The 15,570-nt window shown below is 56.3% G+C and carries 15 protein-coding genes and 1 tRNA gene; 9 read left to right on the top strand and 7 right to left on the bottom strand.

What is annotated here, in order from left to right; translation table 11 throughout:
- Positions 1-91 precede the first annotated feature (91 nt).
- Both FN806_RS05535 and FN806_RS05540 read right to left on the bottom strand, forming a co-directional pair.
- Positions 92-1,438 carry a DUF3604 domain-containing protein gene (locus tag FN806_RS05535; RefSeq protein ID WP_142634813.1) on the bottom strand — a complete coding sequence of 449 codons (1,347 nt, stop codon included), beginning with the start codon at positions 1,436-1,438 and terminating at the stop codon, positions 92-94.
- A gap of 435 nt (positions 1,439-1,873) precedes the next feature.
- Positions 1,874-1,963: transfer RNA gene (locus FN806_RS05540), tRNA-Ser, on the bottom strand.
- 204 nt (positions 1,964-2,167) lie between these two features.
- Here FN806_RS05540 and FN806_RS05545 point away from each other — a divergent pair.
- From FN806_RS05545 to FN806_RS05580, 8 genes are all read left to right on the top strand, one after another.
- Positions 2,168-3,352: an SPOR domain-containing protein gene (locus FN806_RS05545; protein WP_142634815.1), complete on the top strand. Its 1,185-nt coding sequence runs from the start codon at positions 2,168-2,170 to the stop codon at positions 3,350-3,352.
- Positions 3,353-3,416: 64 nt separating this feature from the next.
- Positions 3,417-4,538, top strand: a complete 1,122-nt coding sequence (locus FN806_RS05550; protein WP_142634817.1) for a D-alanyl-D-alanine carboxypeptidase family protein — start codon at positions 3,417-3,419, stop codon at positions 4,536-4,538.
- Positions 4,535-5,158 (top strand): dTMP kinase, encoded by a 624-nt coding sequence (tmk, locus tag FN806_RS05555; RefSeq protein WP_142634830.1) that lies wholly within the window; start codon positions 4,535-4,537, stop codon positions 5,156-5,158. The genes FN806_RS05550 and tmk overlap by 4 nt, the downstream gene beginning before the upstream one ends.
- 10 nt (positions 5,159-5,168) lie before the next feature.
- On the top strand, positions 5,169-6,290 hold the full coding sequence (locus tag FN806_RS05560; RefSeq protein ID WP_185956625.1) for a DNA polymerase III subunit delta': 1,122 nt from the start codon (positions 5,169-5,171) through the stop codon (positions 6,288-6,290).
- Entirely contained in the window at positions 6,287-7,093 is an 807-nt protein-coding gene (locus tag FN806_RS05565; RefSeq protein WP_142634834.1) for a TatD family hydrolase, read from the top strand. Before FN806_RS05560 ends, FN806_RS05565 begins: the two co-directional genes overlap by 4 nt.
- Positions 7,090-7,887, top strand: coding sequence for an MBL fold metallo-hydrolase (locus FN806_RS05570; RefSeq protein WP_142634836.1), 798 nt, complete (start codon positions 7,090-7,092; stop codon positions 7,885-7,887). The genes FN806_RS05565 and FN806_RS05570 overlap by 4 nt, the downstream gene beginning before the upstream one ends.
- A gap of 62 nt (positions 7,888-7,949) precedes the next feature.
- Positions 7,950-8,882: an AEC family transporter gene (locus FN806_RS05575; protein ID WP_142634838.1), complete on the top strand. Its 933-nt coding sequence runs from the start codon at positions 7,950-7,952 to the stop codon at positions 8,880-8,882.
- Between the two features lie 69 nt (positions 8,883-8,951).
- Entirely contained in the window at positions 8,952-9,650 is a 699-nt protein-coding gene (locus FN806_RS05580; protein ID WP_142634839.1) for a CbiX/SirB N-terminal domain-containing protein, read from the top strand.
- 45 nt (positions 9,651-9,695) lie between these two features.
- On the opposite strand, the gene FN806_RS05585 is transcribed toward FN806_RS05580, so the two are convergent.
- The 5 genes from FN806_RS05585 to FN806_RS05605 form a co-directional block, all read right to left on the bottom strand.
- Positions 9,696-10,691, bottom strand: a complete 996-nt coding sequence (locus FN806_RS05585; protein ID WP_142634841.1) for a GGDEF domain-containing protein — start codon at positions 10,689-10,691, stop codon at positions 9,696-9,698.
- The gene (locus FN806_RS05590) at positions 10,688-11,275 is read right to left on the bottom strand and encodes a heme NO-binding domain-containing protein (RefSeq protein WP_142634843.1); all 588 of its coding nucleotides are present in this window, start codon (positions 11,273-11,275) and stop codon (positions 10,688-10,690) included. Before FN806_RS05590 ends, FN806_RS05585 begins: the two co-directional genes overlap by 4 nt.
- 121 nt (positions 11,276-11,396) lie before the next feature.
- Positions 11,397-12,956 carry a trimethylamine methyltransferase family protein gene (locus FN806_RS05595; RefSeq protein ID WP_142634845.1) on the bottom strand — a complete coding sequence of 520 codons (1,560 nt, stop codon included), beginning with the start codon at positions 12,954-12,956 and terminating at the stop codon, positions 11,397-11,399.
- Between the two features lie 118 nt (positions 12,957-13,074).
- Positions 13,075-13,770 (bottom strand): HAD family hydrolase, encoded by a 696-nt coding sequence (locus FN806_RS05600; protein WP_142634847.1) that lies wholly within the window; start codon positions 13,768-13,770, stop codon positions 13,075-13,077.
- Positions 13,771-13,795: 25 nt separating this feature from the next.
- Positions 13,796-14,080, bottom strand: a complete 285-nt coding sequence (locus FN806_RS05605) for a DUF3572 domain-containing protein (protein ID WP_142634849.1) — start codon at positions 14,078-14,080, stop codon at positions 13,796-13,798.
- 87 nt (positions 14,081-14,167) lie between these two features.
- Here FN806_RS05605 and FN806_RS05610 point away from each other — a divergent pair, with 87 nt between their 5' ends.
- A complete protein-coding gene (locus FN806_RS05610; RefSeq protein ID WP_142634851.1) occupies positions 14,168-15,568 on the top strand; it encodes a diguanylate cyclase in 1,401 nt (466 codons plus the stop codon).
- The last annotated feature ends 2 nt before the right edge of the window (positions 15,569-15,570 follow it).

Consider the following 15,570-nt stretch of genomic DNA (forward strand, 5'->3'; position numbering starts at 1 on the left):
ACCGCCCTGCCCCGCTCAAGCTATGTTCTTCTGACAAGACCGTGGGCTACTGCTCCGGTGAATACCAAATTGGCGAAATCCATGCTCGTTCTTATATCCACACCGCGACATCCTCAAGGAGCGGCAAGCCGTGGCGGACGGCGTCATACGTCGTCCAGCGTGGAGTTGGTATTTCGATGACGCGCATGTAGTACAGAGCATGTTGGCCAGGATCAAAATCGTCGTCTGTCCAATGACCAAACAACTCCGCAGCTCCGTTTGCGTTACTGTAAGTCGAAGTTTCAGGATCAACCGTATTGCCAATGGGCGGCAGCTTGCCATTCACGTCCGGCACGCGATCTCTTGACCACACTACATCAATGATACGTTCTTGCGGCGATCCGCCCACATCGACCCAACCCTTGATGATTTGTACACGATCGAGGTTGGCTCCGATCGGATCTTTTAATGCGTGCACCGCGAAATTTGGTGGGCCGTTCAAAGCTGTCAGAGAACCGCCCATCGGCACGCCGTTGGCATAACCGTCCATTACAAGCTTCACGGGATCGTTGTTGCTTTGGAGTATTGCACCGCCAAAGAAACGCGGCTGTATCCTAGGGCCTGATGTGGCGAAGGTTTCGCGGCTTTGCATCGCGTCAAAAATCGCACCAAGTGTGTTCTTGGACGCCCAGACGCCTGCGAGCGAGCCCGGGTTGGCGTCGGGGCCAAGCAACCAGCCGTCTATCTCGCCTTCGCGGCGTTGTTCGATAGTACCGTCGGCAACACCATGGCTGCCATTATAAGTCGCCTCATCGACATCACTTGGGGTACCGTTATGATTGTCGGTGCCTCCGATGAAACCAAGTTTCCAAGGGTTCGCACCTAGCTTCTGCTCATAGTCGAGCCCTTTAGTCGCAGCCCAACGGACGAAGCCATCGGTGCGGAAGAAACGTTCGCTGAATGCAGCGATACTCTCTGCATTCTCGAAGTTCGCAAATTCATCGTTAGGCGACACCCCGGGATGGGTTTCGGAATTGCCTTTGATCTGCATCATTTCGATCAACGGCTCCCACTTGGCGCGGCGCTCGGCATATTCGCGCGTGATTGGATTTCCGGCATTGTCGATCGGCTCAAACATCAAGCCTTTGCTTCCGTTGGAATTATGTGGGATGGCCAACAGTGTAGAGCCAGCAGCTTCTTGGTAATGCCCTGGAGCAGATGGGATCTGCGTTGAGAGCATCTCGCCAAGAAATTCTGCATGAACGGAAATGGCCGCAAAATCCAGAGGTCGACCGATTCTGCGCTGCACGTTGTTTACCGAGACAGGTTGACCCTTCGCGAAGCGATACGCGTCCGAAGGTGTCAGGCGTGCACTTCCAATGTAGGCATCAAGTGAAAACGAAGTATGTACATGAGTTTCGCCGAAGTATGTGTTCTTGATCGGGTTCTCAGGCACCATGGCTGAGCAGCCTCATCTGACTGGTCAGCGTGACCCACGCACCTGATTGGTCCGAACAGGAACGCCTGTTCGGCTTCTGACATCTCCAAGTCCTTCGTCCCTGCTACAAGGTTCGCCCTCCCTGATCCGACGGAACAATTCCCTGCTCCACCTTTTTGGGAATTTGCAGCATAGACCTTTGAAAAACATACATTTCTGAGAGGAGAAACTCTGGGTTCCAGACCCATCTCACGAAAATTCCCCCGTAAATTGCCGAATATCAGGGAAATCCCTCCCAAAGCGACCCCGCCAAAATGCGCCATTGAGACTGAGGCCTGAATTGCGTTCTGAGTGTACGGTTTGCTCCGTCTCTGATTGAAAGCGCATGCGCCAACTCGCGGGAATTGCGGTGCAATTCCGGATCAGAAAACACAACTGAAGTGAGACAAGTATGAGTGGCGGGGAGACAGGGATTCGAACCCTGGGGACGCTCTCACGCCCAACGGTTTTCAAGACCGCCGCATTCGACCACTCTGCCACCTCCCCGCGTGGGGCCGGGTCTAAGGCTATCTTTAAACGGTGGCAAGACCAAATAGGGAAATCTTGCCGAAGCCTGTGCAGCAGACTTTCCATGGCCGAACGTGCAGGCTATGCTTTGCGTGAAAGACCGTGACAGGCTGGCAGTTCAGAACCAGCGATCGGCGGCGGGGTACGATGAAAGAGGCCCCTTACAGGCAAGGGATTGCAAATATGGATCGAGCGACCACGACACGCGCAAAACCGCGGGCACTGGCGGTTCTGGTAATAACAGTTGCTGCTCTGTCAGGTTGCGACGAGGCCCTGACATCGGGTGGAACATCCACCGAGCAGGCGGACGAAAGCGTGCAGGACGATGGCAAATTAGAGCTGTTTCCCAAAACGACAGGGAACGCGCGTGATGATGTTGAAGCTCCTGATGTCTTCAAGGTCACCGAAGCCGGTTTGTGGGATGGGCGCCCCTCGTTGGGCGGAATCTGGGTCGCGCACCCGGACGTTACACAGCCTGAACGTGTTCGGATAACGAATACAAAGAACAACAAATCCGTAACCGGCGCACTTTTCCGCCGCGAACGCAACTTGCCGGGCCCTGCGCTGCAACTGTCTTCGACTGCCGCCGCGAAACTGGGTATCCTCGCAGGCGCACCGACTCGGGTTGAAGTTGTTGCCCTGCGACGCAAGCCTGCAGAGAAAGTAGAAGAAAAAGCTCCTGAGCCCGAAGGGGTCGCTGAACCCGAAGAGACCCCAACGGTTGAGGCGGTTGAACCTCAGGAAAAGAAAACCGATAGCCAGACCACGGCAGATGTGTCCGAAGACGTTGATAAACCAGCCAAGCGTAAATGGTGGCAAAAGAAGGCTCCAGTTGCCGCAGCTGGTGCTGCGACAGCTGCAGCCGTGGCTGAAACCGCAGAAAAGACCGATGAGGCGGCAACAGAGATTATCGAGGCGGCGCCTGAGCCAGCACCAACCGCAAATCTGACCGATCCCACTGTCACGCCGCCAACCGAGGCAGCACCGAAGCGTAAATGGTGGCAAAAGAAGCCTGCCGACGAAATCACCGAAACACCTCTGGACCCGATAGAGGGCGCTGCAGCGGCCATCGAAGAGGCCGCCCCTACACCGGCAGCAACCGCAGCCAGCACTGAGGCTGCCTCCGTTTCATCGCTTTCAAAACCGTTTATTCAGGTGGGCACTTTCACAGTTGAAGAAAATGCCGAAGGTGCTGCCGAGAAAATTCGGCGAAACGGGTTGCCTGCGAAAGTTCAAAAACTCGAAGCCAATGGCAAAACCGTTTGGAGGGTGATCGTTGGTCCTGCTTTGACGCGGGCGGAACGAAACGCAATGCAAAGCGACGTCAAAGATCTGGGCTTTTCTGACGCCTATACCGTGAAGAATTAAGCAAAAGGAGGTCCCCCTCGTGCTGTCCTCATTTCGATCATCTGTACTGACCCTCAGTTTGGCTATGTTTGCCCTGCCCGCACAAGCTTTCGATACGCAAGCCCGTGCTGCCTATGTCATGGACCAAACGACAGGAACCGTTCTTTTGTCCAAAGACGCAGACCAGCCGTTGCCGCCCGCGTCCATGTCCAAACTCATGACCCTGTTTGTAGCATTCGAAGCGCTGCGGGACGGTCGCCTGGAACTGAATGAGGAACTTCCGGTTTCCGAACATGCGACCAGCTATAAGGGCTCAAGTATGTTCCTGAACACGCAGGACCGTGTCCGGGTCGAAGACCTGCTGCGCGGGATCATAGTCCTGTCAGGAAATGACGCATGTGTTGTTATCGCCGAAGCCCTCAGCCCGGACGGAACCGAAGCTGGGTTTGCCCGGTTCATGACCCAACGCGCGCAACAGCTGGGCATGAATAATTCGAATTTTGCGAATTCGAACGGATGGCCAGCCGCAGGCCACATGATGTCTGTGCATGACCTCGCCATTCTGGCCGACCATCTGATTAGCGACTTTCCCGAATATTACCCTCTGTTCGCCGAGGAAGAGTTCGAATTCGACAACCGGGTGCCGTCAAATTCGCGTAACCGGAATCCCTTACTGAAACTTGGGATTGGTGCGGATGGGCTAAAGACTGGCCACACGCAAGAAGCGGGCTATGGCCTTGTAGGATCGGCACAGCAGGGGGATCGCAGGGTCATATTCGTTTTGTCGGGGCTCGACAGTGTCGCCCGCCGCGCAGAGGAGGCTGAGGCCGTCGTTAACTGGTCGTTTCGCAATTTTGTCGAGAGGCAGCTTGCCGAAGCAGAAAAACCGATAGGACAAGCCGATATCTGGATGGGCACTTCGAAAACGGTTGATCTTGTCCCGCATGAGGATTTGACACTGCTGCTGCCTGTTCTCGGGGATAAGAATGTTGAGGCAGAAATCGTCTATGACGGTCCGCTTGAGGCCCCCATCGCCAAAGGACAGGAAATCGCTGAGCTTGTCATCAAACCCGATGACCTGCCCGAGATCCGTAGACCCCTGGTTGCAGCGGAAAGCGTCGAAAAGGGCGGTTTCTTCGTGCGGATTATGACAGTTGGCGGCATTGTCGCGAAAGATGTCATTGGTAACCCGTTGGGCGCGATGTGACGGCAGGCGGGTTATTTCTGACTTTCGAAGGTATCGACGGATCAGGTAAATCCTCGCAAGCGCGTATGCTGGCCGGGCATTTGCGCGGGCTCGGGCATGATGTCGTTCTGACGCGTGAACCTGGCGGCTCTGACGGGGCCGAGGAAATCCGCAGACTGGTACTTGAAGGCGATCCCGATCGCTGGTCAGCTGAGACGGAAATCCTGCTGTTCACTGCTGCGCGGCGCGACCATCTGGAACGCACCATTGAACCCGCTTTGGCTGCAGGCAAGATCGTGATCTGCGACCGCTTCGCCGATAGTACCCGCATGTATCAGGGCCTGTCGCGTGGCGACCTGCGGGGATTGGTCGATCAGTTGCATAAGCTGATGATCAAACGTGAACCGGATCTGACCGTGTTGATCGACATGGATCCTGAAACCGGCCTCTCTCGGGCCAAGGGCCGGCAGGGCACCGAAGAACGGTTCGAGGATTTCGGCATTCACCTGCAACAGAAGATGCGGGCCGGTTTTCTGGAACTGGCGGATGAATTTTCCGACCGGTTTCGCCTGGTCGATGGCAACAGGGACATGGACAGTGTTGCCCGCGATGTGACAGATATCGTCATGCAAGCCTTGTGACGGACGATTGATGAACAACGACATCCCGATCCCGGATCAGGCACCCGGTGCCCTTCATCCGCGCGAAACACCGCAACTGTTTGGGCAGGCCGAGGCCGAGCAGGCCTTTCTTGACGCCTATACTTCTGATCGTCTGCACCACGGCTGGCTGCTGACCGGCCCCCGAGGTGTGGGTAAGGCAACGCTGGCCTGGCGGATCGCGCGGTTTCTGCTGGCAACCCCGCCGGTCGAAGAGGACGGACTGTTTGGCGCGCCACCTCCCCTTGAAACGCTTGAGGTTCCATCAGATCACCCGGTTGTTCATCGTATTCTGGCTGGTGCCGAGCCTGGCATGGCCGCCATCAAACGATCCGTGAACGATCAGGGCAGGTTGCGGAATGAAATCGTTGTGGACGACATTCGCAAACTTGGGAAGTTCTTCGGCCTGTCCTCGGCCGATGGGGGCCGCCGTGTCGTCATCGTAGATTCTGCGGATGAAATGAACATCAGCGCCGCCAACGCATTGCTGAAAATGCTAGAAGAACCGCCTGCGCGGACAACGCTGCTGTTGATATCACATCAACCGTCCCGCCTTTTGCCCACGATCCGATCCCGGTGCCGTACCTTGCGCCTTTCGCCGCTGAACGCGGAAGATATGAACGCCGCACTGACCCAGACCGGGGTTGAGCTGACTGGAAACCCCGACCATCTGGCCGCTCTGGCCAGCGGGTCCGTTGGGGACGCCGTCCGCCTGATAAATCTGAGCGGGCTCGAAATATATGCCGAGCTCATCGCGATCCTGGGCACCCTGCCCCGGCTGGACAGACAACGCGCTCTGGCTCTGGCCGAGGCTGCCGCACAGCGCGGAGCAGCCGAACGGTTCGAGTTGCTGTTGACGCTGATCGACATTGCCTTGTCACGTCTTGCTGTGACCGGTGCGACTGGTGCTCCGCCATCGCCAGAGGCCGCGCCAAACGAAGGTGATATCCTGTCCCGTTTGTCCAGATCGCCGGAGCAGGCACGCCTTTGGGCGGAAACCGCAGCCCAGATCACCGCCCGCGCCCGCCACGGGCAGGCGGTGAACCTTGACCCTGCCGCTCTGGTCCTAGATACGGTGTTCAAGATACAGGAAACCGCCGGTCAGAACAGATGAGCGACACCCCCCAAATCACCGACAGCCATTGCCATCTGGACTTCCCCGATTTTGAAGGACAGTTGGACCTGATCGTCGCAAATGCGGCCGAAGCCGGCGTGATCCGGATGGTGACGATCTGTACCAGGCTGAGGAACGAACCCACTGTGCGCGCCATCGCTGAGGCTCACGCGCCGGTATTCTACGCCGCAGGCACACACCCGATGAGTGCAGCCGATGAACCGATGGCAACTGTCGACGAGCTGGTGGCACTGTCACAGCACCCCAAATTTGTTGGTATCGGTGAAACCGGGCTGGATTATCACTATACCGCCAACAGTGCGCAGGTTCAGCAGCAATCCCTGCGCGTTCATATCGAGGCCGCTCAGCGTACCGGACTGCCTTTGATCATTCATGCGCGCGCGGCGGACGAAGACATGGCCCGCATTCTGGCTGAAGAATACGGCAATGCCCCCTATTCATGTGTGATGCATTGTTTTTCGTCTTCGGCCGAGCTGGCACAGTCCGCCCTGGATCTTGGGTTTTACCTGTCCATGTCGGGCATCGCCGCTTTTCCCAAAAGCCAGGAATTGCGCGATATTTTCGCAAATGCGCCAGTAGACCGCATCCTGGTTGAAACCGATGCACCTTATCTGGCGCCCCCCCCGTATCGCGGCAAACGGAATGAACCGGCCTATACCGCCCACACCGCCCGCAAAGGCGCCGAGGTCTTTGGCATGGGCTATGCCGATTTCGCGGCGCAGACGCAGGCCAATTTCGAAAGACTTTTCACCAAGGTCGCCTCTTACAAGGCGGCGGCATGACCACGCTGCGCTGCACCATTTTGGGCTGCGGCTCGTCAGGTGGAGTGCCACGTCTTGGCGGTCACTGGGGCGACTGCGACCCCGAAAACCCCAGGAACATCCGCCGCCGCTGCTCGATGCTGGTCGAACGTGACGGGCCCGAAGGCACCACCTCGGTTCTAATCGACACAACCCCGGATATGCGCAGCCAGCTGCTGGACACCGGCACCGGGCGGTTGGACGGGGTGGTCTATACCCATTCCCATGCCGACCACGTCCACGGCATTGACGACTTGCGCATGATTGTCTTCAACATGCGCGAACGGGTGCCGGTCTGGGCTGATGGCGACACCCAGAATGATCTTTTGGGCCGATTTGGCTATGCCTTCATCCAACCCGAAAACTCACCCTACCCGCCGATCCTCAACCTCAAGACAATCGACGGCCCGTTCGAGATCACTGGCCCCGGAGGCCCTATCCCGTTTCACCCCTTCAAGGTGAACCACGGATCAATCGACGCGCTTGGTTTCAAAATGGGCAATCTGGCCTACCTGCCGGACGTGGCAGAGATATATGACGATGCCTGGACCACATTAGAGGGTCTGGACTGTCTGGTGATCGACGCGCTGCGCCGGTCCCCGCACCCGACCCATGCGCATCTGGAAAAGACCCTTGGCTGGATCGACCTGTTGCAACCAAAAACCGCGGTTCTGACCAACATGCATATCGATCTTGACTATGCCGCAGTCGACGCAGAAACCGCAGACAACATCACCCCTGCTTATGACGGCATGGTGATACATCAGGCTCTGTAGAGCCCTGGCCGAGATCATGCAGATATCCTTTCCCGCGCGAATAACTGTTGCGGAACGCTGACATGCTGCAAAATCTCATTGAAGTCATCCTTCCAGTTTTTCTTGTTATTGGAGCCGGTTACGTCTCCACTCTTCTTGGGTACTTCAAGGAAAACCACATTGATGGGCTGATGAAGTTCACTCAGGGTTTTGCAATCCCCTGCCTTCTGTTTCTTGCGATTTCACATCTCGACCTCAGTGTCAGTTTTGATCCCAAGCTGTTGATCAGCTTTTACTCTGCTGCTGCGCTTTGCTTTTGTGCCGGCCTGTTCGGCGCGCGACTGATCTTCAACCGCGAATGGGAGGATTGCGTCGCAATCGGTTTTTGCTGCCTGTTCTCCAATTCCGTCCTGCTGGGATTGCCGATTACTGAACGGGCTTATGGCCCTGAAAGCCTTACGGGCAATTATGCCGTCATCGCCTTTCACTCGCCGTTTTGTTACGGCCTAGGCATCACGGTAATGGAGGTGATCCGGAACCGGGGCCACGGAGGATCGCGAATGGTTCGCTCGGTCCTGACCGCGATGTTTCGCAACGCTCTGATTGTCGGGATCTCACTGGGTTTCATCGTAAATCTGTCCGGGCTCGGCGTGCCAGCCGTTGTAGATGATGCCCTTGGCCTGGTGACCCGCGCGGCCCTTCCCGGCGCGCTATTCGCGCTTGGGGGCGTTCTGGTTAAATACAGACCCGAAGGTGACCTAAGGGCGATCGCCTTTGTCTGCGGCGTTTCTCTGCTGCTGCACCCGAGCCTTTTCTGGCTTTTCGGATCCACCCTTGGACTGCCACAGGATCTATTCCGGTCCGGAGTGATGACAGCCGCCATGGCCCCTGGTTTCAACGCCTATATCTTTGCAAACATCTATGGCCGCGCCAAACGGGTTGCTGCATCCTCTGTTCTGTTGGGGACGGCAGTATCTATCCTGAGCGTCTGGTTTTGGCTGACCCTATTGGGCTGACGGTGCGGCAGGCGGATTGACTTTTACACGGCGCGACGCACCTATCGCTAAAGCGGACAGGACAGATTTATGACACACGCCCTTATCGTTACCCATGGCCAACCTTCTGACCCAGAACCAGCCGAAGCGGTCTTGGCGGCTTATGCGGCCGATGTAAATGCCCTGTGTGCCGGTGTTTCGGTTCATTCTGCAACGCTGGCAGCCCCTGGGGCACTTGACAGCGCACTGGACAAGATTCCCGGCGACGCCGTCATCTATCCCCTATTCATGGCCAAAGGGTGGTTTGTCACAGATGTGCTGCCGAAACGTATTGGTGACCGCCGAAACCCTATTCTGGATCCCTTAGGCGCGGACCCGAAATTGCCCCAGTTGGTCGCGCAAACCCTTGAGGGAACGCTGCAGGACAAAGACTGGCGGTCACAAGAAACGGACCTTGTGATCGCTGCGCATGGATCGGGCCGCAGCAGAAACCCTTCCGCCGTTGCAACGGCATTCGGCGACGCTTTGTTGCAACTGATACCACTTGGATCCCTGCGCCTTGGGTTTGTCGAAGAGGCCCCTTCGATTTCTGTGGCCGCCGCAGGAACCGGCGCCCAAACCCTGTGTTTGCCATTTTTTGCCTGCACGGGTGGCCATGTTCTTGAGGATGTGCCGCAAGAATTAAGCAAGGCCAAGTTCAAGGGACAGGTTTTACCGGTTGTGGGTGAACTGCCACTGGTGCAGCAACACATAGCGTCCGTTCTCAAAGCTTTTTCTTCATCGAAATAGAGTCGTCTGACCACATACACTTTGCCGGTTCCTTTAGGGGGAAACCTATCTGTGTGAGTGATCCACAAGCTGCGAATATAGACAGTGGCGAGACCGGCCATTTCGCTTGGCCGCATACAGGGCAAGGTCTGCCGCATGCAAAATCTCAGCCGGTTTAAGCGATGGAAACTGGGTCGAAAGCGCCGTGCCTATACTGGCTGAAACCTGGCACGACACGTTGTCGAACATCATCGGTTCCCGCAGCCGATCGATCAGCCTGCTGGCGATTGCAGAGAGAACACCCTCGTCCGTCAATCCTTTGTATATAATTACAAATTCGTCCCCGCCGACACGCGCCACTGTATCGTCTCCGCGGGTTTCCTCACCCATGATCCGCGCCGCTTGTTGCAACACATAGTCGCCCGCGGCATGCCCGAATTGGTCATTGACCGATTTGAAAAAATCAAGATCCAGATGCATCAGCGCGAATGGAGATTTGGACGAGATCATGTGATCCAATAGAACATCCATCGCCCGGCGATTTTTCAGACCCGTCAGTGTATCTGTAAATGCCTTTTCCTCGGCGGCAAGCATCGCCCCTTGAAGGCGCAGGTTCAGAGATCTGGACGCCTCCATCGCTGCCGATTTCGCCTCGACCAGATACAATAATTCGATCGCCAGATCAGTGCCCGAGAAATCCGCACTGGTCAGGGCATAGTCCCGGACCGCATCCAAAATCGATATTCCGAAAGACAGATTGATGACCGCCCCCTTACCTTTGGGCAGCGGAGCGATAAGGCCCTTCAATGCTGTGCGCGGGGCGTCATGGAACCTGAGCTGTAACTTGGTGCCGGCCTGTGACATCAAGCCTGAAACCGTGGTAACCGCCCTAGGGCGAAGCAGCTCAAAGATATCCAGAAAGCTTTGACCTTCCATCGGCTTTTCAGGGCGTAGCTTTTGCAAGGTTGATCCGACGCGGGTCACTTTCCCATCCTCGTTCACCAGCAAAAACATCGGGCACAAGGTTTGCAAAAGCTCTGCCAGATTATTCGCGTTCATCATGCTTTTCGCGCCCCTAAATCAAAATGCCGACCTTCTGAAAAAGCGCTTTCTACCAGAACGATTGAGATAAACTCGAGCTCACCCTGCTGGCCCTCATGCGACAACATGGCCAGAGCCCCGTAATCATCAGCCATCGCGCGCAATACACCAACCATGACGCTTGAAAAGCCAGGCAGGCCTGGATGGCAGGACAGTCTGTATTCCGTCGGTGAAAGCTCGTGCAATTCAAGTGCCGGAAGATTTAGATCCGATACGGCCAATCTGACCCGGTCAGACAGATCATCAAGCGAATGGAGAAATTCCAGATAGCTGACACCGCCAAATCGCAACAGACGGCGCAGGTCTTCCATGTTGGGATGAGACACAAGGTACGTTCCCAAGTCTTCAAGAACGTCACTGCGTGAACGTTTCAGGACCGTGCATACCACATCCAATACCTGCTCGGTAATATCATCGTCGTAAACAAGCATGGCCTCGAACTCGGCAAAGCCCAGTTCGGCTGAATCCATCACGCGCATCCAGCACGGCTGCCCGTAGGTCACCGCAACAAAGGATTGAATCGCCCGGTTGATCAGACCATGCATAAGAGACCTCAAATTGGTTTCTCACGCAGTGTGCTCTGAAATTTGTTAACAAACACCCAACACGCGGGCGTCACCACATAGAATTCACGCAAGTATCGAAGTGGAAGTGACTGAGATTACGCTAGAAATCTGTCGGCGCTCCGCCTTCGGTTTTGCGTCGTGCAACAAAGTCGGCAAGCTCTTCCCGGATGCCCTCATCCATTGCCGGAGCTTCAAAGCTGGTGATGATTTCCTTGAACACGTGATGCGCGCGCTCAGCGGTCCAGACGCCTCCTGCGACTTCCCAACCCTCATAGTTCTTCCAGTCACTCAGAAACGGCTGATAAAACGCGGTGGTATAGCGGTCCTGAGTGTGCTGAATGCCAAAGAAATGCCCGTCATTGCCGACTGACCGGATCGCATCCAGAGCAATCTCATCAGGGCCGGTTGCCGTCAATTCCGGCTGCATATACCGCTGAATTTGCTGCAATATCTCGCAATCCATAATGAACTTTTCAGGGCTTGCGATCAGGCCACCCTCAAGCCAACCTGCAGCGTGATAGACCATGTTGGTGCCCGATTGCACCGCCGCCCATAATGAGTTCGAGGTCTCCCACACAGATTGGCCATCCGGAACGTTTGCCGCGCAGACACCCGAAGACCGCAGGGGCAGGTCGTAAAATCGGGCCATCTGGCCGGTCATCTGTGTCGCCCGCATGTATTCCGGCGTTCCAAAAGCCGGAGCACCAGATTTCATATCCACATTCGAGGTGAACGTACCGATGACACAAGGAATCCCTGGTCGCACATATTGGAACAATGCAATCGCGCACAGAGCCTCAGCCAGGGATTGCGCTACTGCACCGGCCATTGTGACGGGGGCCATCGCCCCGGCCAAGGTGAACGGCGTCACAACAATCGCCTGCCCGCGCCGCGCCAACCTCAGGCAACCGTCGATCATGGGCTGATCGTGCTTCAACGGCGAGGTCGAGTTGATGTTGGTATACATCCTCGGCTTGGCTTCGAATTCTTCATGGCTCAGACCCCCTGCAATCCGCACCATTTCCATGACGTCTTCGACGCGTTCCTTGCCCAGCGAATAGGCATGCATCGCCTTATCGGTCAGAGTCAGCTTGTCGTACAGAACATCCAGATGCCGGACGCTGGCATGTATATCCACTGGCTCGACCGGGTATCCGCCGGCAAAATGGATACAGTTGAAATACTGCGTCAGCTTCAACAGGTTCCGGCACATCTCGCGATTTCCCGGTACCTTGGTGCCAATCTCCATATCCCAGTAGTTCGGCGGGGACGACACATTTCCGAACAGCAGGTTTTTGCCCCCGATCTCGATTGCGCGGTCGGGATTACGCGGTGTGATGGTAAAGGTGGATGGGGCTTTACGCACCATTTCCATGACAAAGTCCCGGCCCATTCGAACGTTGTCGCCGTTGATCGTACATCCGGCCTCACGCAGGATTCCGATTGCCTCTTCGTTGTAGAACTCGATCCCGATCTCTTCGAGAATCCGCATTGCGCCCTCGTGGATCGCCGCGACGCCGATCTCGTCCAACGGTTCGGTTGGTTTGTCGGTGTTGATCGGAGGGCTCCACGGCATCTGATCAATAACCGCTGCGCCCCGTCTCTCGGCGGCACCGGCCCGTCCTCCGCTGCGACCTCTGCGTGCTTTCTTGTCGGTCATTGGACACTCCTCGGAACTTGGCTTTCTAGAAGCAAGCCCCGAACGCGTACTGTTGGCCGCTCTGTCTGCGACAGGCTATGTCGGTTTCGACGTCTGAACCGCCGAATTCACAGCCCGATCACGCATTTTCGTACAACCAAGCAGGTATATGTCCGATGTTTGGCAAGACGACATCGGCCATCGCTTCGAGCGTTTCTGCACGCGCCAGACCCGTCAGAACCCCGATCGTCTTCATACCTGCTGCCCGTCCGGCCTGCAGATCATGCAGGCTGTCGCCCACCATTGCTATGTTTTCTGGGTTTACCCCCACATGCTGCGCAAAGGCGAAGAGTTGACCCGGGCCTGGCTTGAATCCGTGCCCACTGTCATAACCGGCGACAAAATCGAAATGTTCGCGGATTCCTGCAGACGAAAGATGCTCGGATGCGGGCATTTCTCCGTCATTGGTCGCAACACCCAGTTTCAGCCCTGCCTCACGCAGCCCCTCAAGGAACGGGATAAGTGGAACGGCCTGGGCTTGCGGAGATGAGGCCGACTCGGCATTCAACAGATCCACCAACTCTTCGCGCGGCATTTCCGGGAGGTGCGGCTCTAGAACCTCGGCGATTTCTTCGACGGTGCCCGCAATGACAACACTGTCCTCAGAATAGGCAACCTGTTCGAGGTCAAAGCCGATCACCTGCCCAAGCTCGGCTGCCCGGGCATGATCTCCGTTCGTCACTCGCAGTAAAAAATTGCGCCCGAACGAGCCCCAGGTTTCCGCGAAATCAAACAGGGTACCGTCTTTGTCAAACAGGATGGCTTGGATTGGCATTGTGAAACTCCTGCCCGGTAGGCTTTCAGGTCCAATGAACTTCCGCGCCGCCGGACAACAAGGCGCGGGCCTGGCCCGGCTGATCATACGGCACAGAATTGACGTCACAAAACTCGACTACCCACGAATCGTCAAGCATTAGAAAATCCAGAACAGAGCCCAGAAACTCCGGCTCTGCTGCCCTGTCTTTGATGTCCTGCACCGAAGCCCCCGTCGAACCCAGAAATACAGGCAGCAGGTCATCATTGCCCACAAGCCAGGCAAGGGCATTCAGCGCCAGCGTTTCGGCGGATTGAGCGGAAATTGGCATAAAGAAGCCCCTGATCTGATATTGGAAAGGGTTTGTTAACCAGAGTCATAAACACTTTAGCAACGCATGCAATCAACGGTGACTGATATGTCGGTGCAAGGAACGATCCTTGTCCTGGACGGGACCTCAACCAATCGAATTATGCTGAAGGTACAGCTTACTGCAGCCTGGTATCACGTCGCACAGGGGGAAAATCTGCGGGGTCTTGATGGGCTGCTGAAACGTGTGCGCCCCGATTTGATCTTAACCGCGCAGTCATTGCCGGATGGAACGGCGGCTGATGTCAAGAAAGTGGTAATGGCCGACCCGGATCTGGCGGATATACCCATTGTCGCTATCGCGCCGCAAAACGACAAATCCGCTAGGTTGAGGGCATTGTCAGATGGGTTGGACGATGTATTGGCGCACCCGTTCAAGGACACGTTGTTGTTAGCTCGGGTTCGCAGCTTGTTACGGGCACGCGCCGATACGCAGGAATTGCAAGACAATAGCGGATCGCCATGTTTGGGATTTGCCGAAGCGACAAGCGCCTTTGCTACGCCACCCAAAGCTGCGCGCGCCGCCCTACTGACGCAATCCGCTAAAACCGGGGCACTTTGGCAGAAGGCGCTGTCCGAACATACGCATCACAGTCTGTCAATTCACACGATATCGAACCTTCACCGCCTGCTTTCTGGCCCCATCCCGGACGCGATTATTGTCGAAATTGATGGCGAATCTTCAGGCCTGAGTATTCTGGCGGATTTGAAATCGCGCGGGGCAACACGGCACACGGTGCTGATCGGCATCTTGAGAAAGGATGACGCGTCTCTGGCTGCCGAAGCGCTGGATCGTGGCGCGGATGCCATCTGTATGGCGGGGTTCTGCCCCCGTGAAACTCTGTTGCGGCTTGATAACCAGCTCGCCCGCAAAAGCCGAATTGACCAGATGCGGGATTCTTTGCGGCGTGGCATCGCGGAATCCTGGGTGGATCCACTGACCGGCCTGCATAACCGCCGCTATGCAATGCGAGCATTGAAGCAAATCGCCCGGCAGTCTGCGCAGACCGGGCTCGGGTTTACCGTGATGGTGGCCGATCTGGACCATTTCAAATCAATCAACGACAAGTTTGGCCATGCCGGAGGCGATCAGGTCTTGATCGAAACAGCCGAGCGCATGCGCAATTCCATTGGTTCTGACGGCTTTGTGGCACGGATCGGTGGCGAAGAATTCTTGATCGGTCTGCCTGAAACTACGGGGCCTCGAGCATTGGGGATCGCACGAACCGTCTGCGACGACATCTGCCAGTGTCCATTTGACCTATCCGAGGCCGCCGAACCAATCGCAGTGACAATCAGCATCGGCCTCATTACAGCTGATGACAACACGTTTCGCCAGGGCATCCCACCCGCACCATTGGACAACATGATAAAATCTGCGGATACAGCCCTGTATGCTGCGAAAAAGGCGGGACGCAATCAGGTCATGGTCCAGGATCACGCAGCCTGATC

The sequence above is a fragment of the Ruegeria faecimaris genome, from assembly GCF_900182615.1.
GTDB lineage: Bacteria > Pseudomonadota > Alphaproteobacteria > Rhodobacterales > Rhodobacteraceae > Ruegeria > Ruegeria faecimaris.